The 20,217-nt window shown below is 75.1% G+C and carries 21 protein-coding genes and 1 tRNA gene; 16 read left to right on the top strand and 6 right to left on the bottom strand.

What is annotated here, in order from left to right; translation table 11 throughout:
- Positions 1-18: 18 nt before the first annotated feature.
- Genes PED38_RS01445 through PED38_RS01425 form a run of 5 tightly spaced genes read left to right on the top strand, consistent with a single transcriptional unit; the run spans position 19 to position 4,899 of the window.
- Entirely contained in the window at positions 19-1,047 is a 1,029-nt protein-coding gene (locus PED38_RS01445) for an asparaginase (RefSeq protein ID WP_270979282.1), read from the top strand.
- A 29-nt stretch (positions 1,048-1,076) separates the two neighbouring features.
- Complete coding sequence (locus PED38_RS01440; RefSeq protein ID WP_063072882.1) at positions 1,077-1,958, top strand: polysaccharide deacetylase family protein; 882 nt, start codon at positions 1,077-1,079, stop codon at positions 1,956-1,958.
- 27 nt (positions 1,959-1,985) lie between these two features.
- Positions 1,986-3,353 (top strand): MFS transporter, encoded by a 1,368-nt coding sequence (locus PED38_RS01435; RefSeq protein WP_063072881.1) that lies wholly within the window; start codon positions 1,986-1,988, stop codon positions 3,351-3,353.
- A complete protein-coding gene (locus tag PED38_RS01430; RefSeq protein ID WP_063072880.1) occupies positions 3,350-4,135 on the top strand; it encodes an SDR family NAD(P)-dependent oxidoreductase in 786 nt (261 codons plus the stop codon). The genes PED38_RS01435 and PED38_RS01430 overlap by 4 nt, the downstream gene beginning before the upstream one ends.
- A gap of 5 nt (positions 4,136-4,140) precedes the next feature.
- Positions 4,141-4,899, top strand: coding sequence for an SDR family NAD(P)-dependent oxidoreductase (locus PED38_RS01425; RefSeq protein WP_270979280.1), 759 nt, complete (start codon positions 4,141-4,143; stop codon positions 4,897-4,899).
- Positions 4,900-4,992: 93 nt separating this feature from the next.
- Here PED38_RS01425 and PED38_RS01420 read toward each other — a convergent pair whose 3' ends face one another.
- The 3 genes from PED38_RS01420 to PED38_RS01410 form a co-directional block, all read right to left on the bottom strand.
- Positions 4,993-5,757: a gamma-glutamyl-gamma-aminobutyrate hydrolase family protein gene (locus PED38_RS01420; protein ID WP_270979279.1), complete on the bottom strand. Its 765-nt coding sequence runs from the start codon at positions 5,755-5,757 to the stop codon at positions 4,993-4,995.
- An 87-nt stretch (positions 5,758-5,844) separates the two neighbouring features.
- A complete protein-coding gene (locus tag PED38_RS01415) occupies positions 5,845-6,537 on the bottom strand; it encodes a pyridoxine/pyridoxamine 5'-phosphate oxidase (RefSeq protein ID WP_270979277.1) in 693 nt (230 codons plus the stop codon).
- Between the two features lie 375 nt (positions 6,538-6,912).
- Positions 6,913-6,984, bottom strand: a tRNA-Arg gene (locus tag PED38_RS01410).
- Positions 6,985-7,211: 227 nt separating this feature from the next.
- Here PED38_RS01410 and PED38_RS01405 point away from each other — a divergent pair.
- The 10 genes from PED38_RS01405 (at position 7,212) to PED38_RS01360 (ending at position 16,425) form a co-directional block, all read left to right on the top strand.
- Positions 7,212-7,451, top strand: coding sequence for an antitoxin (locus PED38_RS01405; RefSeq protein WP_270979275.1), 240 nt, complete (start codon positions 7,212-7,214; stop codon positions 7,449-7,451).
- 56 nt (positions 7,452-7,507) lie between these two features.
- Entirely contained in the window at positions 7,508-8,020 is a 513-nt protein-coding gene (locus PED38_RS01400) for a 2'-5' RNA ligase family protein (RefSeq protein ID WP_270979273.1), read from the top strand.
- Between the two features lie 88 nt (positions 8,021-8,108).
- A complete protein-coding gene (locus PED38_RS01395) occupies positions 8,109-10,160 on the top strand; it encodes a TPM domain-containing protein (protein ID WP_270979271.1) in 2,052 nt (683 codons plus the stop codon).
- A 110-nt stretch (positions 10,161-10,270) separates the two neighbouring features.
- The gene (locus tag PED38_RS01390) at positions 10,271-11,014 is read left to right on the top strand and encodes a PspA/IM30 family protein (RefSeq protein ID WP_086520663.1); all 744 of its coding nucleotides are present in this window, start codon (positions 10,271-10,273) and stop codon (positions 11,012-11,014) included.
- Between the two features lie 94 nt (positions 11,015-11,108).
- Positions 11,109-11,759, top strand: a complete 651-nt coding sequence (locus PED38_RS01385; RefSeq protein ID WP_063072874.1) for an NADPH-dependent F420 reductase — start codon at positions 11,109-11,111, stop codon at positions 11,757-11,759.
- A 91-nt stretch (positions 11,760-11,850) separates the two neighbouring features.
- Positions 11,851-12,681 (top strand): arginase family protein, encoded by an 831-nt coding sequence (locus PED38_RS01380; RefSeq protein WP_270979266.1) that lies wholly within the window; start codon positions 11,851-11,853, stop codon positions 12,679-12,681.
- Positions 12,682-12,818: 137 nt separating this feature from the next.
- Positions 12,819-13,670 carry a crotonase/enoyl-CoA hydratase family protein gene (locus tag PED38_RS01375; RefSeq protein WP_270979264.1) on the top strand — a complete coding sequence of 284 codons (852 nt, stop codon included), beginning with the start codon at positions 12,819-12,821 and terminating at the stop codon, positions 13,668-13,670.
- Positions 13,671-13,727: 57 nt separating this feature from the next.
- Complete coding sequence (locus PED38_RS01370) at positions 13,728-15,161, top strand: dihydrolipoyl dehydrogenase family protein (protein ID WP_270979262.1); 1,434 nt, start codon at positions 13,728-13,730, stop codon at positions 15,159-15,161.
- Positions 15,158-15,550 carry a Fe-S oxidoreductase gene (locus tag PED38_RS01365; protein ID WP_270979261.1) on the top strand — a complete coding sequence of 131 codons (393 nt, stop codon included), beginning with the start codon at positions 15,158-15,160 and terminating at the stop codon, positions 15,548-15,550. Before PED38_RS01370 ends, PED38_RS01365 begins: the two co-directional genes overlap by 4 nt.
- Positions 15,547-16,425, top strand: a complete 879-nt coding sequence (locus PED38_RS01360) for an SDR family NAD(P)-dependent oxidoreductase (protein ID WP_270979260.1) — start codon at positions 15,547-15,549, stop codon at positions 16,423-16,425. Before PED38_RS01365 ends, PED38_RS01360 begins: the two co-directional genes overlap by 4 nt.
- A gap of 45 nt (positions 16,426-16,470) precedes the next feature.
- On the opposite strand, the gene PED38_RS01355 is transcribed toward PED38_RS01360, so the two are convergent.
- Positions 16,471-16,875, bottom strand: coding sequence for an SIP domain-containing protein (locus PED38_RS01355; protein ID WP_270979259.1), 405 nt, complete (start codon positions 16,873-16,875; stop codon positions 16,471-16,473).
- 2 nt (positions 16,876-16,877) lie between these two features.
- Positions 16,878-17,870, bottom strand: coding sequence for a siderophore-interacting protein (locus PED38_RS01350; protein ID WP_442870646.1), 993 nt, complete (start codon positions 17,868-17,870; stop codon positions 16,878-16,880).
- An 80-nt stretch (positions 17,871-17,950) separates the two neighbouring features.
- Here PED38_RS01350 and PED38_RS01345 point away from each other — a divergent pair, with 80 nt between their 5' ends.
- Entirely contained in the window at positions 17,951-18,688 is a 738-nt protein-coding gene (locus tag PED38_RS01345) for a sulfite exporter TauE/SafE family protein (protein WP_063072867.1), read from the top strand.
- Positions 18,689-18,712: 24 nt separating this feature from the next.
- Here the strand turns inward: PED38_RS01345 and PED38_RS01340 are convergent, their stop codons facing one another.
- Positions 18,713-20,140 carry an amidase gene (locus PED38_RS01340; RefSeq protein WP_270979258.1) on the bottom strand — a complete coding sequence of 476 codons (1,428 nt, stop codon included), beginning with the start codon at positions 20,138-20,140 and terminating at the stop codon, positions 18,713-18,715.
- Positions 20,141-20,217: the final 77 nt, after the last annotated feature.

The following is a 20,217-nucleotide window of genomic DNA, read 5'->3' as shown; positions in this document are numbered from 1 at the left end:
GAATTCAGGATCGACGTCATGCCCCACGTCCTCGTCCTCGCCACCGGCGGGACCATCGCCTCGCGCACGCGCCCCGACGGCGCCGCCGTGGCCGCGGATCCCGCCGAGCGCCTCCTCTCGTCCATGCCCGCCCTGCCCGCCGCGATCACGGTGGAGAGCCACGACGTGCTCCGCGCCAACTCGTTCGCGCTGACGCACGCCGACCTCCGCACCATCGCCGAGGCGGTCGCCGCGGGTCTCGCCCGGGACGACGTCGACGGCGTCGTCGTGACGCACGGCACCGACACCCTCGAGGAGACCGCGGCGCTCCTGCAGCTGGTCGGCGACGACGCGCGGCCGGTCGTGCTCACGGGCGCGCAGCGCGCCGCCGACACCCCGGGCGGCGACGGACCGGGCAACCTGCGGGACGCGATCGTCGTGGCCGCGTCGCGCGCGGCGCGCGGCGCCGTCGCCCTCGTCGTCTTCGCCTCCCGGATCCACGCCGCCGACGGCGTCGCCAAGGCCCGCACGCTCGACGCGGACGCGTTCGCCCCGCGCGACGGCGAGCCTGTCGGCCGGGTCGCGGGCGACGACGTCACCCTCCTCGCGCCCGAGCGGGCGCTGCCGCCGCTGCCGCTGCCGTCGCCCCGCTTCGACGGCATCCGCGTGGACTGCGTGAGCGTGCACCCCGGATCCGACGCGGTCCTCTTCCGCGCCGCCGTCGCCGCGGGGGCCCGCGCGGTCGTCGTCATCGGCACGGGCGCCGGGAACACGAACCGCGCGCTGATCCCGGAGATCGCGGCGGCGACGCGCGCCGGGATCCTCGTCGCGCTCGGCACGCGCGTCGCCCACGGACCCGTCGCCGCGATCTACGGCGACGGCGGCGCGGCCGACGCGGTGCGCGCGGGCGCGGTCCCGCTCGGCCGCCTCTCCGTGGCCCAGGCGCGCATCGCCATCGCCCTGCTCCTCGACCACCACCCCGTCGACGACGCGCGCCGACTGCTGGCTGCCGCCGCCGACCCCGCGACCGCACTCCCCCACCCGGCCGACAGCCCGACGCCGGCCTGACCCGCATCACCCGATCGAAAGGACCACCCATGGCCAAGGACATCATCATCGCGTTCGGCATCGACGTCGATGCCGTGAGCGGCTGGCTCGGCTCGTACGGCGGCCAGGACTCCCCCGGCGACATCTCCCGCGGCCTGTTCGCGGGCGAGGTCGGCGTGCCCCGCCTCAACGCGCTGCTCGCCAAGCACGATCTCCCCTCCACCTGGTTCTGGCCGGGCCACTCCATCGAGACGTTCCCCCGCGAGTTCGACCAGGTCGTCGCCGCGGGCCACGAGATCGGCGCGCACGGCTACAGCCACGAGAACCCCATCGAGATGTCGCGGCAGCAGGAGGCCGACGTGCTCGACCGCTCCATCGAGCTCATCGAGTCGCGGGCCGGCCGCCGCCCCAGCGGCTACGTCGCGCCGTGGTGGGAGTTCTCCCGCGTGACGAACGAGCTCCTCATCGAGCGCGGCATCCGCTACGACCACTCGCTCATGCACCGCGACTTCGAGCCGTACTACGTGCGCGTCGGCGACACGTGGCAGGGCGTCGACTACACGAAGGACGCCGCCAGCTGGATGCACCCGCTCGTGCGCGGCGAGGAGACCGACCTCGTGGAGATCCCCGCGTCGTGGTACCTGGACGACCTGCCTCCCATGATGTTCGTCAAGGGCAGCCCGAACAGCCACGGCTTCGTGAACCCCCGGCACCTCGAGGAGATGTGGCGCGACCAGTTCGACTGGGTCTACCGCGAGCAGGACTACGGCGTCTTCACGTTCACGATCCACCCCGACGTCTCGGGACGCCCGCAGGTGCTGCTCATGCTCGAGCGGCTCATCGCCCACATCAACTCGCACGAGGGCGTCCGCTGGGCGACCTTCGACGAGATCGCCCGCGACTTCCAGGCGCGCTCGCCGCGCGTCCGCTGACCCCGACGCCCTGGAAGGACCACGACCATGAGCACCGGCACCTCCCGTCCCACCGCCTCCCCGGCGGGCGGCTCCTCCGCGCCCGCCGCCCTCGAGACCGTCAGCGTCCGGCAGACCCGGCGCGTGACCGGCATCGCGTTCCTCGCGTGGACCATCGCGGTCTACGACTTCATCCTCTTCGGCACGCTGCTGCCGGACATCTCGCGCGACTTCGGCTGGGACACCAGCGAGGCGCTGCTCGTCTCGACGCTCGTGAGCGTCGGCACCGCCGTGGTCGTGCTGCTCGTCGGCCCGATGGTCGACCGGCTCGGCCGCCGCGTGGGCATGGTCGTCTCGGTCACGGGCACGGCGATGTCGTCCGGCGCGACGGCCCTCAGCGCGGGCGCCGCCTCGCTCGTCGGCATCCGCAGCATCAGCGGGCTCGGACTCGCGGAGCAGTCGATCAACGCGACGTACCTCAACGAGATCTACGAGCTGACGGAGGACGAGCGGATCCGCCGCAACAAGGGCTTCGTCTACGCCATCGTGCAGACGGGCTGGCCCATCGGGGCGTTGCTGGCGGCGGCGTTCGTGACCCTCATCACCTCGGTATTCGGGCCGGGCGAGTGGCGCATCGCGTTCGGGCTCGCCACCGTGCCGGCGCTCGTGGTCGCCGCGGTCTGCCTCACGCTGCGGGAGAGCCCGCAGTTCGTGGCGCAGCAGCGGATCCGCCGGCTGCGCGCCGCCGGCCTCGAGGACGAGGCCGCCGCCTTCGCGCGGGCCACCGGCCTCGACGTGCAGAAGTCCGCGCCGCTCGCGCGCATCTTCCAGGGCAAGCACCTGCGCAGCACGATCGTGCTCAGCGTCGCGTGGCTGCTGAACTGGTTCGGGATCCAGACGTTCTCGGTGCTCGGCACGACCGTGCTCGAGTCGGGCAAGCACATCGACGCGTCCGACGCGCTGCTGCTCGTCATCGGCTCGAACTGCGTGGGCGTCCTCGGCTACCTCGTGCACGGCTGGCTGGGCGACCGGCTCGGGCGGCGCAACGTCATCGTCGGCGGCTGGCTCATCGCGGGCCTCGCCTTCGCCACGATGCTGCTCGGGCCGGACGACGCGGGCTTCGTCCTCGTCGCGTACATGGTGGGCCTGTTCTTCCTGCTCGGGCCCTACGCCGCCATCCTCTTCTTCCAGGCCGGCTGCTTCGACAGCGACTGCCGCGCCACCGGGTCCAGCTTCATCGGCGCCATGAGCCAGCCCGGCGCGATCATCGGCGGCTTCCTGCTCACGGCGCTGACGGCGGGGTCGATGACCTTCGGCACGGCGGCCCTGTGGGTGGGCGCGGGCGGCATCCTCGCGTCGGCGCTCGTGATGCTGCTCGCGAAGTCGACGGGCGAGTCGCGGGGAGCGGAGGCGTGAGCGGCAGCGCGGGCGGCGGCGCGGGCGCGCCCGTCGCGCTGATCTCCGGCGGAGCGTCGGGCATCGGCCGGGCCACGGCGGTGCGGCTGGCCGCGCGCGGCGACCGCGTGGTCGTGGGGCGCTTCCCCGCGGATCCGCACGATGCGGGCGAGACGCTCGCGGCCGTGCGCGCGGTCGGCGGCGAGGGCGTCGCGGTGGACCTCGACGTGTCGTCCACGGCGTCCGTCGACGCGTTCGTGCAGGCCGCCCTCGACGCGTACGGCCGGGTGGATCACGTCGTCGCGGCCGCGGGCATCCTCCGCCGCGCGCCCCTCGGCGCCATGACCGACGACCGGTGGGACGAGGTGCTCGGCGTCGACCTCGGCGGCGTGATGCGCCTCGTCCGGGCGACCGAGCCCCATCTCGGCGCGGGCGGTTCCGTCGTCGCCGTCTCCTCCATCGCGGGCGGCGTCTACGGCTGGGGCGACCACGCGCACTACGCGACCGCGAAGGCCGGCGTGGTGGGACTCATCCGCAGCGTGGGCGTGGAGCTCGCGCCGCGCGGCATCCGCGCCAACACCGTCATCCCCGGCCTCATCGAGACGCCGCAGTCCCTCGACGGCGTCAACTCGCTCGGTCCCGACGGCCTCCGCCGGGCTGCCGAGCGGATCCCGGCGGGCCGCGTCGGCCGTCCCGAGGACGTGGCCGCGGTCATCGCGTTCCTCGCCTCCGACGACGCGGCGTACGTGACCGGGCAGTGCATCACCGTCGACGGCGGCCTGACGGTCGCGATGCAGGAGTGAGCGCGGTGACGGCGCCCGGACCCGCCCGCAGCGAGCGGCTCCTCGGGCGCACGGCCCTCGTCACGGGCGCGGCGAGCGGCATCGGCCGCGCGGTGGCGGCGCACTTCCTCCGGGCGGGCGCGCGCGTCGTGCTCCTCGACCGCTCCGCCGCGGTGCACGACGTCGCCGCCGACCTCGGCGCGGACGGCGCCGTCACGGCCGACCTCGCGGACGAGCGCGAGGTCGCGCGCGCCGTCGCGGAGGCGGAGGCCCTGCTCGGCCGGATCGACGCGCTCGTCTCGTCGCACGGCATCCTCACCGAGGCGCACGTCGCGGACATGGACCTCGCGACCTGGCAGCGCACGATCGACGTCGACCTCACGAGCGTCTTCCTCGTCACGCGCGCCGTGCTGCCGGGGATGCTCGCCCGGCGCGACGGCCGCATCATCCAGATCGCCTCGCAGCTCGGGCAGAAGGGCGGCACGGGCCTCGCGCACTACGCGGCCGCGAAGGCCGGGGTCATCGCGTTCACGAAGTCGCTCGCGCTGGAGGTCTCGGCCTCCAACGTGCTGGCCAACGTGATCGCGCCGGGGCCCATCGAGACCCCGCTGGTCCACGGGATCTCCGAGGACTGGAAGGCCGCCAAGCGGCGCGAGCTGCCCCTCGGGCGGTTCGGAACGGTCGACGAGGTGGCGCCGGTCGCGGTGATGCTCGCCGCGGATCCCGACGGCAACCTCTTCGTCGGCCAGACCCTGGGGCCGAACAGCGGCGACGTCATGCCCTGACGCCCACCGGGATCCGGACCACGGCGACCCGCCCGCGCGCGACGCGGGCGGGTCGCGTCGTGCGCGGGCCGTGCGTTCTCGGACCGCGTCGGCTCAGGCCGCGACGTCCGCCCGCGCGGGCTCGCGGCGGGCGCACTGCTCGGCGAGCGCCGCCAGCAGCGCGGGGAGCTGGTCGCGCTCGGCGGCCGCATCCTCCGGGTGCCACTGCACGCCGGTGATGGGCGCCGTCTCGTGCTCGACCGCCTCCGGCACGCCGTCGGGCGCGACGGCGACGACGCGGAGTCCCGCGCCCGGCCGGTCGACCGCCTGGTGGTGGGCGCTGCGCACGACGAGCGCGGTGGATCCGAGGACGCGCGCGAGACGGCTGTCGGCCGCGACCCGCACGTCGTGGTCGCGCATGACCGCCGTGATGTCGTCCGCCTGGTTGCGGTGCTCCCCCACGCCGTCGATGTGCTGCTGGAGGGTGCCGCCGAGCGCGACGTTGACGATCTGGGCACCGCGGCAGATCCCGAGGAGCGGCGTGCCCTCGGCGACCGCGCGGCGGACGAGCGCGATCTGGCCGGCGTCCGCCACCTCGCGGTGCGGCGAGCGGCCCTCGTAGTCGGCGGGACCGCCGTAGAAGCGGGGCGCGACGTCCTCGCCGCCCATGATGACGACGGCGTCCGCGTCGCGCGTGCGCTCGAGGAGCGACTCCACGCCCTCGTCCTCCGCGGCGAGGTTCTCCACGACCCAGCCGGCCTGGCCCGCGACCTCGGCCACGCGCATGTTGAGGCCCTGCACGAGCCGGTGGTAGTCGACGGCCTCGGGCCGGGATCGGGTCACCTGCACGACGGCGAGGCGGCGGAGGGGTGCGGGCATGGATCCAGTGTGCGGGCTCGGGTGCGGCGCCGCACCCTCCGCGTCATCTGCCGCAACACGCTCGCGGCCCGCGCCCGGCGGCGCCGGTCAGGGCCAGACGAGGGTGTGCGACCAGGTGCCGTCCGCGTCGGCGCGGTAGATGATCCGCAGCTGCCCGTGGTCCTCCGTCGCCTGCCAGAACTCGACGACGGTCGGCTGGAGCACGTAGGCGCGCCACGACTCGGCGACGAGCTCGGGATCCGCGTCCACCGCCTCCCGCGCACGGGCCACGCGCGCGTCGCGCTCCTCGGCGTCGGGCATCGGCTCGCTCTGGTCGCCCGCGATGACCTCGGCGCGCGACGCGGGGTGGCGCGCGAGGAAGTCGCGCTCGCTGACCTCGCGGTCGCCGTGGAAGACGGGGCCCGTCGCGCGGATCTGGCGCCCGCGCTCGCGCCAGTACGCGACGAGCGCCGCGCGCGGGTTCGCCTCGAGGTCGCGGCCCTTGGGGCTGTCGGCGAGCGATGAGAACCACAGGGCGCCGGGCTCGTCGTCGACGGTGGGCGTGACGTCCTTGAGGAGGAGGGTGCGCGCGCTCGGGCGGCCCTCGGCGTCCGCGGTCGCCAGCACGACCGCGTTCACCTCGGCGGCGTCGTGGGCGACGGCGTCGCGGATCCAGTCGATGACGAGGTCGATCGGGTCGCCGGGCAGCGCGGCCGGGTCGAGCTCGGGGAAGTCGTGGGGCTTCGGCTTCGCGCCCTTCAGGAGGTCGCGGAGGGAGGTGGAGTCGTCGTCGTCTGCCATGCGCCGAGCCTAGGCCGCCTGTGCGGGGGTGCCGGGAGGCGACGGGCAGAGGCGTCGCGGGCGCGCCGGAGCGGCCGTTCGGCACCCGGAGGGGATCGGATTGGCCCCTGCTCCACTGGCCTTTTCCAGTACCGGCGCGCCTTCTCGGCCGCGGCGGCCTCCCCTAACGTCATCGACAGGCCCGCCCCCCAGTTGGGCCCAGCATCGCGCGGCGGGACCCGAGACCCGTCTCGGGCCTCGCCGCGTGTCTTCGCCGCGACTCCATCGCCCGTGGGATGCCGGCCGAGCGCGACGGCCCGACCCCGTACGCACGAGCGGCCGGCCCCGCTGACGGGACCGGCCGCTCACCGCACCAACACGGGATATGGGAAGGTGTGCCCCCAGGAGGATTCGAACCTCCGCCCCTGCCTCCGGAGGGCAGTGCTCTATCCCCTGAGCTATGGGGGCCAGGGTGCGCGCGAGCGCGGATCCAGGGTAGCACCGGCGGGGACGCCCGCCGCGCCGCCTCCCTCGTCCGCGGTGGGCGCGTGTCCGGCTCGCGCGCGGCCGTCGCATTCCCTCTCCCGAGGAGACTCCCCGCTCCGGCACAGGCGCGACCCGCCAGGATGGTCGGAGGACGACCGCCGCGCCGCCCGGGCACGGCCCCACCCGATCCCCTACATAGGAGACCACCCGTGAAGCTGTCCCGCATCGCCGCCGCCGCCACCGGATTCCTGCGCACGTCCAAGGGCCAGGACGTCGGCCGCACCGCCATCGACAAGGTGTCGGGCATCGCCGACAGGGCCACCGGCAGCAAGCACGCGGACAAGATCCAGAAGGCGCGCCAGGCCGCCGACGACCAGCTGCGGAAGCTCGGCCCCGACGGCGGCCGCGGCCAGGGCCCGACGCCGCCCCCGACCCCGCCCCGCCCCTGAGCGCCGGCAGCGTCGAGTTCACGCTGGACGCGGCGTCCGACGCCGCGGTCCGCGGCATGTGGCGCGCCCTCGCCGACGCCGCGGTCCCGAGCCTCGCCGACCACGCCGGTGCGACGAACCGGCCGCACGTGACGTTGCTCGCGGCGCACGGCCTGGTCGGATCCGCGGACGACGCCGTGCGCGCGATCGCCGCGTCCGCTCCCCTGCCGACGCTCCGGCTGGGCGGCCTCCTCGTCTTCGGCGTCCCGCCGCGCGGCCTGGTGCTGGCGCGGCAGGTCGTGGTGGACGAGGCGCTGCTCGCGCTGCACGGGCGGATCCACGCGGCCGTCGACGCCTCCCTCGTGAGGCCGGGCCCGGACGGCGCCGACGCCGACGCGGAGCCGGTCGAGGTCGTCCCCCACACGCGCCCCGGATCCTGGACCCCGCACGTCTCCCTCGCGCTGCGCCTCACCGCGGAGGAGCTGGGCCGGGCGGTCGACGCGCTCGGCCGGCTGGATCCGGTCGCCGCCCCGGTCGCGGGCCTCCGCCGCTGGGACCCCCGCGACCGCACGACCACGGAGCTCGCGTGACCCGGACGGGAGCCGTCCCCGCGGCCCCGCACGGCACCCGCGCCACTAGCCTGGACGGAGCACGACCTTGAGACGACGGAGGAGTCGCATGCCGCGGTCCGCGAGATTGCTGGGGGCCGCGCTCGCGCTCGGTCTGGCCGGGGCCCTCGTGCCCCAGATGGCGCAGGCCACGGAGCCGGTGCAGTTCGGCGGGGCGTCGATCCTCGACCCGGCCGGTGCCGTCACCTCCGCGCAGGAGCAGCAGATCCAGCAGGCGATCGACCAGCTGCAGCAGCAGACCGGGGTGACGCTCCACGTCGCGTACGTCGACACGTTCACGGGGGCGGCGAGCCAGAAGGCCTGGGGCGAGGCCACGAAGGCCGCGAACGGCTTCGGCTCGAACGACGCCATCGTCGCGGTCGCGGTCGACGGCCGGCAGTTCGTCGTCGGCGTCCCCGACAGCGTCTCCCTCGCCCAGCGCGATCAGCTCGAGAACGGCGTGGTCAAGCCCCGCCTCGAAGCCGGCGACTGGTCCGGCGCCGCGATCGACGCGGCGCAGGGGCTCCGGTCCATCTCGCAGACCGGCACCGTCGCCGAGACCGGCACCGGATCCACCCCCTCGACCGGGAACGGCTCCGGCATCGACTTCGGCCTCGTCCTCCTCTACGTGCTCGGCGCGATCCTCCTGGCCACCGTCGTGACGACCCTGCTCGGTAGACGCAAGAAGAAGAAGGCCGTCGCCCAGAAGCGGCAGGCGGTGCTTGAGGAGATGCGGACCGCCGAGCAGCGCGCCGGCAGCATGCTCGTGCAGCTCGACGACGCGCTCGAGACCAGCGAGCAGGAGGTCGGCTTCGCGGAGGCGGAGTTCGGATCCGGCGCGGTCGGGCCCTACCGCGAGGTGCTCGTCTCGGCGGGCGGCAAGGTCCGCGAGGCCTTCGCCCTCAAGCAGAAGCTCGACGACACGATCGAGGACACCGACGAGGAGCGCCGCACGTGGGCCGCCCGCATCGTCGACCTGTGCGAGGAGGCGCGCGCCGAGCTCGACGCGCAGGCCGCGTCGTTCGAGGAGCTCCGGGCGCTGGAGCAGAACGCGCCGCAGACCCTCGCCGCCATCGTCACCGACGCCGAGGCGCTGAAGTCGCGCATCGAGCGCACGCAGGAGGCGGTGGAGCTGCTCGGCCGCCGCTACGCCGGCCCGTCGATGACGACCGTCACCGGCAACGTCGACCAGGCCCGCTCGCTCCTCTCCTTCGCGACCGACACGGCGCAGGAGGCGGCCGACGCGATCCGCGCGGGCGACCGGACCTCGACCGGCGAGATCGCGGTGAAGGTCCGCGCCGCGCAGCAGTCCGTCGGTCAGGCCGGGAAGCTCCTCGACGTGGTCGACCGCGTGTCCTCCGACCTCGAGCACGCGTCCACGCGCGTGCAGGAGGAGATCGCGGACGTCCGCAGCGACATCCAGGACGCCCGCGCCGCCCAGCGCGGCGGGCGCATGCCGGAGCTGACGCGCCTCGTGGAGGCCGCCGAGCAGGCGATCGCCGACGCGAAGCCGCTGCAGGGCCGCCTCGCGGATCCGCTCACGAGCGTCACGCTCCTGCAGGAGGCGGAGGCCCGGCTCGACGAGGCGCTCGCGCCGGTACGCGAGCAGCAGGAGCAGGTCCAGCGCGCGATCGGCTACCTGCCGCGCGCGCTCTCGACCGCCGAGAGCCAGGTGGCCACGGCCCGCGACTTCATCTCCACCCGCCGCGGCGGCGTCGGCGAGGAGGCGCGCACGCGCCTCGCCCACGCGCAGCGCGCGCTCGACGACGCGCACGAGGCCGCTCCCCGGGATCCGGTGCGCGCGGTCGCCGCGGCGCAGGCCGCGACCTCCTACTCGGCCCAGGCCATCGAGGCCGCCCAGCGCGACCTCGACCAGGGCGGCGGGTACGGCGGCTACGGCGGCGGCATGATGGGCGGCCGCGGCGGAGGCGGCGACGCCTTCGGCGGCGCGATCATCGGCGGCATCCTCGGCGGTCTCCTCAGCGGGGGAGGCGGAGGCGGCGGCTGGGGTGGCGGCGGCGGCGGTTTCGACGGGGGCGGCTTCGGCGGCGGAGGCGGCGGCTTCAGCGGAGGCGGCTTCGGCGGCGCAGGCGGCGGAGGCTTCGGCGGCGGCGACTTCTAGCGGATCCGCGCACCCCACGCATCGCACGCACGACGGCACGACGACGAGAACGAGAGCGACCCATGATCAACCCATTCCGACGAAGCACCAGACGAGAAGGAGCAGCACCCATGTCCAAGCAGTCCATCCTCGGCCGCATCGCCCAGCTCGCGAAGGCCAACATCAACAACCTCATCGACCAGGCCGAGGACCCGCAGCTCATGCTGGACCAGATGGTCCGCGACTACACGGAGAGCATCCGCGAGGCCGAGAGCGCCGTCGCCCAGACCATCGGCAACCTGCGGATGATCGAGGACGACCACCGCGAGGACGTCCAGGCCGCGGGCGACTGGGGTCGCAAGGCCCTCGCCGCCAGCCAGAAGGCGGACGAGTACAGGAACGCCGGCAACACCCCGAACGCCGACAAGTTCGACGCGCTCGCCCGCGTCGCGCTCCAGCGCCAGATGCAGTCGGAGAGCGAGGCGAAGGGCGCCGAGCCGACCATCGCGTCGCAGACCGAGGTCGTCGAGAAGCTCAAGCAGGGCCTCGACACCATGCGCGGCAAGCTCCAGCAGCTCTCGTCGAAGCGCGACGAGCTGAACGCCCGCCAGAAGACGGTGCAGGCGCAGTCGCAGGTGCAGGACGCCATGAAGAGCATCGACATCATGGACCCCACCAGCGAGGTGAGCCGCTTCGAGCAGAAGATCCGCCGCGAGGAGGCCCGCGTCCGCGGCGCCGAGGAGCTGCAGGCCTCGAGCCTCGACGCGCAGTTCGAGGAGCTCGAGGACCTCGGCGAGCTGACCGAGGTCGAGGCGCGCCTGGCCGCGCTCAAGTCCGGCGGATCCGCGCCGAAGCAGGTCACGTCCGGCGAGTAGCCCTACCGGCCAGATGCGCGGGCGCCGTCCTCCGGGGCGGCGCCCGTCGTCGTCCGCGGGGAATGCCTGCCAGGTGGCAGCCGTTCCCCCCTGCATGACCAACATCGGAATCATCGGCGCCGGACTCATCGGCAGCCAGCTCGCCCGCCTGTTCACCTCCACCGGCCACGACGTCGTCATCGCGAACTCCCGCGGCCCGGAGACGCTCACCGACCTGATCGCCGAGCTCGGCGAGCACGCGCGCGCCGCCACCGTGCAGGAGGTCGCCGAGGCCGGCGAGATCGTCGTCGTGACGATCCCGCTGAAGGACATCGACAGCGTGCCGGTCGAGCCCCTCGCCGGCAAGGTCGTCATCGACACCGACAACTACTACCCGGAGCGCGACGGCCACATCGCCGAGCTCGACGAGGAGACCACCACGACCGCGGAGATGCTGCAGCGTCACCTCCCCGAGTCGAAGGTCGTCAAGGCCTTCAACCACATCTACGCCGCCGACCTCACGGAGCACGGCACGCCCGCCGGCACGCCGAACCGCCGCGCGCTCGTCATCGCGGGCGACGACGCCGAGGCGAAGGCCACGGTCACCGGGATCCTCGACTCCTTCGGCTACGACACCGTCGACGCGGGACCGCTCGCGGAGGGCTGGCGCATCCAGCGCGACACCCCCGGCTACGGTCCGGCGCTCGACGCCGACGGTCTCCGCACGGCGCTCGCCGAGGCGAAGCGCTACCGCGACATGGAGTAGCCCCGCTCCTCCCCGGGTCGATGCCCGTCCTCCCGCCACCGCGGCGAGGGCGGGCATCGCCATGTCCGGCGACGCACGCGATACTGGGGACGTGCCCGCCTCCTTCGTCGTCGTCCCCCAATGGCAGGGCTCGGGCTCGTCCCGCGCCATGAGGCTCGCGGACGGGGCGGAGGCGATCCGCGGCGACCTGCCCGCGTCGGCCACCCGCGTCGTCGAGGTGCCCGTCGAGGCCGGGGAGTCGCTCGGCACCGGCATCCACCGGTACGCGTCGCTGCTCGCGGTGCGCACCCGCCAGGAGGCGGCGCTCCGGGCCGCGGACGGGCCCGTCATCACCATCGGCGGCGATGGCGGGGTCGAGCTGGCGTCCATCGGGCACGCGGCGGAGGCGCATCCGGGCCTCGCGATCGTCTGGCTCGACGCCCACGCCGACCTGCACACGCCCGCGTCTTCCCCGTCCGGGGCGTTCCACGGCATGGTGCTGCGCGCCGTGCTCGGCGAGGGCGCCGACGGCCTCGCGCTCCCGATCGGGGCGGTCACCGCCGACCGCGTCGTGCTCGCCGGCGTGCGCGCGCTCGACGAGGCCGAGGCCGCGTTCGTCCAGAGCGCCGGCATCGCGCACCTGCCCGTGGACGCGCTCGACGCGGAGTCGCTCGTCGCGGCCGTCGCGGCGACGGGCGCCACGCACGTCCACGTCCACGTCGACCTCGACGTGCTCGACCCGGGCGCCATGTCCGGCGTCGGCTTCCCCGAGCCGTTCGGGCTCGACGTGCAGGTCCTCACCGACGCGATCAAGGCGCTCCGCCGGTCGTACGGGCTCGCGGGCGCGGGCATCACCGAGTTCGCGCCCTCCTCCCCTGCGGCCGCCGTGGACGACATGGGCACGATCCTCCGCGTCATCGGAGCGCTCACCGGGCCGGTCTGATCCGCGGGGCGCGGCGTCGCGCCCCGCGCTCCCGGCCTGGCGCCGCCCGCGCTCCGGCGCGTCCCTGCTCCCGTTCGGGAGGTCGCGGCGCGCGACGCGCCCTGCGAGGCTGGCGGGGACGATCCAAGGAGACCGCCGTGACCGACGACGACGCCCGCACCGCATCCGCCCCCGACGCGCCCCGCCCGGCCGACGACGACGCTCCCCGCGTGCGCGTCGAGCGCCGCGGGCACATCCTGCTCATGGGCCTCGACCGGCCCGCCAAGCGCAACGCCGCCGACATGCGCATGCTCCGCGAGCTCGCGAGCGCCTACGGCCTGCTCGACCGCGACCCGGAGCTGCGGGTCGGCGTCGTGCACGCGATCGGCGACCACTTCACGGGCGGGCTCGACCTCGCCGACGTCGCGCCGCACATCGGCCGTGGCCCGGGCGGCGGCCTCGACACGGTGCCCGACGACGGCATCGACCCGTGGCGGGTGACGGGCCCCGGCGTCGGCAAGCCCGTGGTGCTCGCGGTGCAGGGCACGTGCCTCACGCTCGGCATCGAGCTGGCGCTCGCGAGCGACGTCGTCGTGGCGGCCACGGGCACGCGCTTCGGGCAGATCGAGGTGGCGCGCGGGATCCTGCCGTTCGGCGGGGCGACCCTGCGCTTCCCCGCCGTCGCGGGCTGGGGCGACGCCATGCGCTGGATGCTCACGGGCGACCTCTTCGATGCGGAGGAGGCCCGGCGGATGCGGATCGTGCAGCTCGTCGTGCCCGACGGCGAGCAGCTGGAGGCCGCCGTCGGGATCGCCGAGCGCATCGCCGCCCAGGCCCCGCTCGCCGTGCAGGCGACGCTCCGGAACGCCCGTGCCGCGCAGCGCGATGGCCACGATGCGGCCGCGGCCACGCTGCCCGCAGAGCTCGTGCGCCTGGCCGGATCCGAGGACGCCGCGCGCGGCATGCGGGCCGCCGCCGAGCGCCGCCCGGCGGACTTCGTCGGGCGCTGATCCGCTCGCCGAAGCGGCCCCACGGGCGTGACGGGGGCCGGGCGTAGGGTCGGGACCATGACCTCCTACGACCTCATCGTCATCGGTGCCGGCCCCGTCGGCGAGAACGTCGCCGACCGCGCGAAGCAGGGCGGGCTCTCCGTGCTCGTCGTCGAGTCCGAGCTCGTGGGAGGCGAGTGCTCCTACTGGGCGTGCATGCCCAGCAAGGCGCTCCTCCGCTCCGGCAGCGCCCTCCGCGCGGCGCGCGCCGTCGCCGGATCGAAGGAGGCCGTCACGGGCGACCTCGACGTGGCGGCGGTGCTGGAGCGCCGCGACTCCTTCACGAGCTCCTGGGACGACCAGGGCCAGGTGAGCTGGCTCGAGGGCATCGGCATCGACCTCGCGCGCGGCCACGGCCGCATCTCCGGGCCCCGTCGCGTCACGGTCACCGCGCCCGACGGATCCGTCACCGAGCACGAGGCGACGCACGCCGTCGCCGTCTCCACGGGCACCGCCGCCCTCCTGCCCGACATCCCGGGCCTCGCCGAGGCGCAGCCGTGGACGAGCCGCGAGGCCACGAGCGTCGAGGTCGTGCCGGCATCGCTCGTCGTCATCGGCGGCGGCGTCGTCGCGGCCGAGATGGCCACCGCGTTCGCGTCGCTCGGCAGCGCGGTCACGATCGTCGCGCGCAGCGGCCTCCTCGGCGGGCAGGAGCCGTTCGCGGGCGAGCTCGTCGCCGACAGCCTCCGCGGCATGGGCGTCGACGTGCGCCTCGGCGCCTCGCCCTCCCGGGTCACGCGCGACGGGGACGAGGTGCTCGTGGAGCTGTCCGACGGATCCTCCGTCACGGCCGCCGAGGTGCTCGTCGCCACCGGCCGCACCCCGCGCACCGACGACCTGGGCCTCGAGACCGTGGGCCTCGAGACCGGTGCGTACCTCGACGTGGACGACACGATGCTCGTCACGGGCGACGTGAACGCGGAGACGCCGTGGCTGTACGCCGTCGGCGACGTCAACCACCGCGCGCTCCTCACCCACCAGGGCAAGTACCAGGCGCGCGCCGCGGGCGAGGTCATCGCCGCGCGCGCGACCGGCGGCACGGTCGACGACTCCCCCTGGGGCGTGCACGTCGCGACCGCCGACCACCGCGCCGTGCCGCAGGTCGCGTTCACCGACCCCGAGGTCGCGAGCGTCGGCCTCACGGCGAAGGCGGCGGAGGACGCCGGCATCCGCTCGCGCGTCGTCGACTTCGACCTCGGTTCCGTCGCGGGCTCGAGCCTGCACGCCGACGGCTACGCGGGCCAGGCGCGCATGGTGGTCGACGAGGACCGCGGCGTCATCGTCGGCGTCACGTTCGTCGGCCCGGACGTCGCCGAGCTCCTGCACTCCGCCACCATCGCGGTCGTCGGCGAGGTGCCGCTCACGCGCCTCTGGCACGCCGTGCCGTCGTACCCCACCATCAGCGAGGTGTGGCTGCGCCTGCTCGAGACGTACGGGCGGCCGACCGCGTGATCCGGGCCGGCCTCGGCGCGGTCGCGGGCGCAATCCGCGGCGTCCTGCTCGACTCGCCCGTCTCGCGCGCGGGCAGCGGCGTCGCCACGGGCATCGCGCTGTCCATCGGCCTGCCGCTCAGCACGGGCGAGGTGCGGCGCCAGGGCGACCTCATCGTCCTCACCGGCCTGCCGTCCTGGGTCTTCGGCCGCGGCGGCACGTGCATCGGCCGGGTGTACCTCACCCGCGACAACGCGGGGCCCGCGGTGCTCGAGCACGAGGCCGTTCACGTGACGCAGTGGCGGCGGTACGGCCTGCTCATGCCGCTGCTCTACGCGTGGGCCGGGCGGGATCCGCTGCGCAACCGGTTCGAGATCGAGGCGGGCCTGGAGAAGGGCGGCTACCGGTGACGGGCCCGCTCGACGGGCGCACGATCGTCATCACGGGCGCGAGCTCGGGCATCGGCCGCATCGCCGCGCGGGAGCTGCACGCGCGCGGCGCCGACGTGGTCGTGGTCGGCCGGGATCCGGAGCGCACGCGCGGCATCGCGGCGGAGCTCGGGGCTCGGCACGTCGTCGCCGACATGGACCGGCTGGCCGACGTGCGGCGGCTGGCCGCGACGCTCCTCGAGACGTGCCCGCGGATCCACGTGCTCGCCCTCAACGCCGGCAGCCTCGTGCCGCGGCGCGCCCGCACGGTCGACGGGCACGAGACGACGTTCCAGCGCAACGTGCTCGCGCCGTTCCTCCTCACGCGCCTGCTGCTGCCGCGGCTGGAGGAGACGCAGCGCGACCTCCGCGCCGACGAGAGCCCCGTGCGCGTCATCGGCACCGCGAGCCGCGCGAACCTCTGGGGTCGCGTGCGCCTCGACGACCTCGAGTGGCGGAAGCGCCCGTGGCTCGGCGGCTGGCAGGCGTACGGCACGTCGAAGGCGATGATGATCCTGATGATGCGCACGCTCGCCGAGCGCGTCGGCCCGCGCGGCATCGAGGCGGTCTCGTTCCATCCCGGACTCGTGCGCACGTCGTTCGGATCCGACAGCACCGTGATGCGCGCGGTGCTCGCGCTCTCGATGGGCGCCTACGGGATCTCCGCGGAGGCGGGCGCGGTGCCGCTCGTGCAGCTCGCGTCGGTGCCGGATCTGGGCGCGGCGAACGGCACCTACTTCGACCAGCTCACGCCCGACGGGAAGACGACCGCGCAGGCCGCGGACCGGCAGCTGGGGCGGGACCTGTGGGCAGCGCTGGAGCTCGCGGTCGGCGCCGACGGATCCGCCCGGCGCTGAGGCGCGCACGGCAGGCGGCGTCGGCGACGCGCAGCCGCCGGTGCGTCAGCGCGTCGCGAGCAGGTGCAGCAGGTCGTCGTGGCCGCCGACGTGTCCGCCGAGCAGCACGCTGACCTCGGTGACGGGGTGCTCGTCGGAGGTGGGCGCCGCGAACACCATCATCTCGCTGGCCCAGGCGCCGACGGCCCGAGCGACGGCGGTCATGGGCGCGGCCGGCGCGCCGTCGTCCCCGCGACGGGCGCGGGAGATGACCGTGACGACCATGCGCGGCGGATGCGCGAGCGCGACCTCGACGGACGCATCCGGCACCTCGACGAACACGCTGCCGCGCGTGCACATCGGCAGCGCGGCGAGCGCGGCCTGCGTCTGGGCGAGACCGGTCTCGTCGGTGACGAACAGCACCTGCCGCTTCGTGCCCTTCGCGGCGCGCGTGCGGGTGGATCCGGCCACGGTCAGGATCCCTCGGCCGCGCCGCGGCGCCAGTAGCCCATGAACGCGACCTGGCGGCGGTCGATGCCGGTGTCGCGCACGAGGAACCGGCGCATGGCCTTGATGCAGCCGGACTCCCCCGCGAGCCACGCGTAGAGCGTCGAGCCCTCGTGGACGACGGGCGCGTCCCAGACGATGCCGTCGGCGTCGTCCTCGGCGAGCGGCTGCGCGTCGGCGGCCAGCGCGACCTCGGGGGTGGCGATGGCGCCGACCTTCACGTGGCAGTCGACCCAGTGGCGCACGGCCTCCTCGAGGCGCGACCCGTTCGGGCGGCCGTCGCGCGGCAGCCACGTGAGGTTCACGCCCTTCGGCACGCGCACCTCGAGGCGGTCGCCCGTGACGGGCACCTCGATGAAGGCGCAGCCCACGGCATCGTCCGGCAGCGAGGAGAGGATGTTGCAGATGGCGGGGGCGGCGGTCTCGTCGCCCGCGAGGAGCAGCGAGCGCGCGGCGCCCGGGTGCCACTCGATGCCGAGGCCGCGCGCCGGGCTCAGGGCGTCGGGGCCGATGAGGACCATGGGGTCGCCCACGGCCGCGGCGCCGGCCCAGCGGGACGCGGGACCCATGTCGCCGTGCAGCGCGAAGTCGACGTCGACCTCGCCGAGCTCCCGGCGGACCGCGCGGGACGTGTAGGTGCGGAGCGGGTTGCGCTCGGCGTCGGGCAGCGCGCGCCACCACGCGAACCAGTCGTCACCGCCGACCCCGGTGAGGTCGGGCAGGCCGTGCTCGGCGACGGGCAGCAGCAGCTTGATGCGCTGGTCGAGGCACTCGTCGCCGAAGTCGCGCAGGTCGTCGCTCTGGAACGTGATGCGGAGGAACGTGGGGCTCACGCGCTCGGTGCGGGCGACGCGCGCGGCGAAGGGCCGGTAGGCGGGGCGCTCGACCTCGGGTTGCTCCTCGACCACGGGCTCCACGGCGGCGGTGCTGCGGGCGTGGGTCGCAGTGGAGGTAAGCACAGCCTAAGTATGGCATGCCTAACCTCAGCGGTCGAGGGCGGGCAGCGGATCGGGCGCCCGATCCACGGGAGGATGTCAGGGTGATCGCCCCCGTCCTCGTCGCCGTCTTCGTGGGCGCGATCGCGCAGCGCGTGACGGGCCTCGGGTTCGCGCTGGTGGTGGCGCCCGTGCTCGTGATCCTGCTGGGGCCCTTCGACGGCGTGATGATCGTGAACCTCTGCAGCGTGCTCTCGGCCTCGCTCGTCCTCTCGGCCGTGCGGCGCGACGTGGAGTGGCGGCGCTACCTGCTGCTCGCCGGGCCCGCGGTGGTCGGCATCGTGCCGGGCGCGCTCCTCGCCTACCTGCTCCCGGAGCCGGCGCTCGAGATCGGGATCGGCGTGCTGCTGGTCGCCGCGCTCACGACATCGCTCGCGCTGCGGCGGACGACGCGCGTGGTCGACGGCCCCGGCGTGATGGCCGGCTTCGGCTTCGCCGCGGGCGTGATGAACGCCGCGGCCGGGATCGGCGGCCCGAGCGTGAGCGTCTACGCGGTCGTCAGCCGCTGGGAGCAGCGCGGGTTCGCGGCCACGCTGCAGCCGTTCTTCCTCACGACGGGCGCGGCGTCGCTCATCACGAAGCTCGTGCTGGCGCCGGAGCGCTGGCCGGACCTCGGCGCGGCGGCGTGGATCGGCATCGTCGTGACGCTCGTCGCGGGCGTCGGCGCGGGCACGCTGCTCGCGCCCCGCATCCCGGGCCGCGGGGCGCGCACGGCCGTCGTGGTCATCTCGTTCGCCGGTGCCGCGACGGCCATCGTCAAGGGCGTCAGCGCGCTCGCGTAGCCCCCGCGTCGACGACGCCGCGTCTCACCACTGCGGCGGGTGCCGCCGCTGCCAGTGCAGGCGCCGCTCGAGCTGGCGGCCGATCGCGAGGAGCGTCGCCTCGCCGCCGGGCCGCCCGATCAGCTGCACGCCCATCGGCAGGCCGTCGTCGGTGAGGTGCACCGGGAGCGTGATGGCGGGCAGGCCCGTGACGTTCGCGAACGACGTGTACGGCGTGTACTGCACCTGCTGCGCGAAGTTCCGCTCGCCGTCCTCCGCGTCGTACCAGCCGATCGGGCGCGGCTCCTGCGCGAGCGCGGGCGTGAGCACGGCGTCCACGTGCGCGAACTGGGCGATGACGCTGCGCTCGTAGGCGGTGAGCTGCGCGAGCGCGCGGGCGAGGTCGCGCGCGCTGAGTGCCCGGCCGCGCTCGACGAGCCAGCGCGTGAGCGGCTCGAGGAGGTCGAGCTCGGCGCCCTCGGCGGGGATCCCCGCGGCGCCCGCCTGCCAGATGGTGCGGAACGCGGGCGCGTAGGTCGGATCCGGCCGGAGCGCGAGGTCCTCGAGGCCGTGGCCGACGGCGGCGAGCTCGCGGACCGCGAGGGCCAGCGCGTCGCGGGCGGAGGGGTCGAGGGCGATCTCGTAGGCGTCGTCCCAGGGCGTGGTGGTCATCACGCCGATCTGGAAGCGGCCCTCGCCGCGGACGGCCGCGCCGAGCAGGTCGCCGTCGTGGTCCTCGGGCGCGCGCAGGGTGAACGGGTGCGGGATGCGGCCGTTGACCCGGCCGATCATCGCGTCGAGCAGCATGGCCGCGTCGGCGACGCTGCGCGCGAGCGGGCCGGGCACCACGAGGCCCGCGAGCGACTCCTGGCCGGATCCCGCGGGCACCAGGCCGCGCGACGGCTTGAGGCCGACGAGGCCGGTCGCCGCCGCGGGGATGCGCACGGAGCCGCCGCCGTCGGATCCGGGCGCGAACGGCAGCAGGCCCGCGGCGACCGCGACGGCCGCTCCCCCGCTGGATCCGCCGGCGCCGCGCGTGGTGTCCCAGGGCGTGCGCGCGGGCGGCGCGACGAGGCTCTCGGTGTAGGAGGGCAGACCGAACTCGGGCGCGCTGGTCGTGCCGAGGCTGATGCCGCCCGCGTCGTCGAGGGCCTGCGGGATGGGGTCGGTGCGCTCGGACACGTGGTCGCGGAAGAGGCGCGAGCCGAAGGTGGTGCGGACGCCCGCGCGCTCGGAGAGGTCCTTGTCGCCGAACGGCAGGCCCCAGAGCGGCGCGGTGCGCGGCACCTCGCGTTCGACGTGGCGGGCGCGGTCGAGGGCGCGGTCGGCGTTGACGGTCGTGAAGGCGCCGAGTTGCGGATCCAGCCGCTCGATGCGCTCGAGGTAGTGGGTGACGAGCTCGGTCGGGGTGACCTCGCCGCGCTGGAGCTGGTCCCACTGGTCCTGGGCGCTGAGGTGGTGGAGTGCGAACACCGGTCCAGCGTAGGCCGGGCCGGACGCGCGGACGGGGCGGGCGCCGGTCTCCCGGCACCCGCCCCGTCCTGGGGATC

Source organism: Clavibacter sp. CT19, assembly GCF_027858075.1.
Classification (GTDB): domain Bacteria; phylum Actinomycetota; class Actinomycetes; order Actinomycetales; family Microbacteriaceae; genus Clavibacter; species Clavibacter tessellarius_A.
This window is presented reverse-complemented; position numbering and strand designations above follow the sequence as displayed.

What these genes read in the sequence shown, in the direction of transcription:
- PED38_RS01445 (WP_270979282.1), top strand. Translation starts at nt 19, where the DNA reads ATGCCCCACGTCCTCGTCCTCGCCACCGGCGGGACCATCGCCTCGCGC.
- PED38_RS01440 (WP_063072882.1), top strand. Translation starts at nt 1,077, where the DNA reads ATGGCCAAGGACATCATCATCGCGTTCGGCATCGACGTCGATGCCGTG.
- PED38_RS01435 (WP_063072881.1), top strand. Translation starts at nt 1,986, where the DNA reads ATGAGCACCGGCACCTCCCGTCCCACCGCCTCCCCGGCGGGCGGCTCC.
- PED38_RS01420 (WP_270979279.1), bottom strand. Translation starts at nt 5,757, where the DNA reads ATGCCCGCACCCCTCCGCCGCCTCGCCGTCGTGCAGGTGACCCGATCC.
- PED38_RS01415 (WP_270979277.1), bottom strand. Translation starts at nt 6,537, where the DNA reads ATGGCAGACGACGACGACTCCACCTCCCTCCGCGACCTCCTGAAGGGC.
- PED38_RS01400 (WP_270979273.1), top strand. Translation starts at nt 7,508, where the DNA reads ATGTGGCGCGCCCTCGCCGACGCCGCGGTCCCGAGCCTCGCCGACCAC.
- PED38_RS01395 (WP_270979271.1), top strand. Translation starts at nt 8,109, where the DNA reads ATGCCGCGGTCCGCGAGATTGCTGGGGGCCGCGCTCGCGCTCGGTCTG.
- PED38_RS01390 (WP_086520663.1), top strand. Translation starts at nt 10,271, where the DNA reads ATGTCCAAGCAGTCCATCCTCGGCCGCATCGCCCAGCTCGCGAAGGCC.
- PED38_RS01385 (WP_063072874.1), top strand. Translation starts at nt 11,109, where the DNA reads ATGACCAACATCGGAATCATCGGCGCCGGACTCATCGGCAGCCAGCTC.
- PED38_RS01370 (WP_270979262.1), top strand. Translation starts at nt 13,728, where the DNA reads ATGACCTCCTACGACCTCATCGTCATCGGTGCCGGCCCCGTCGGCGAG.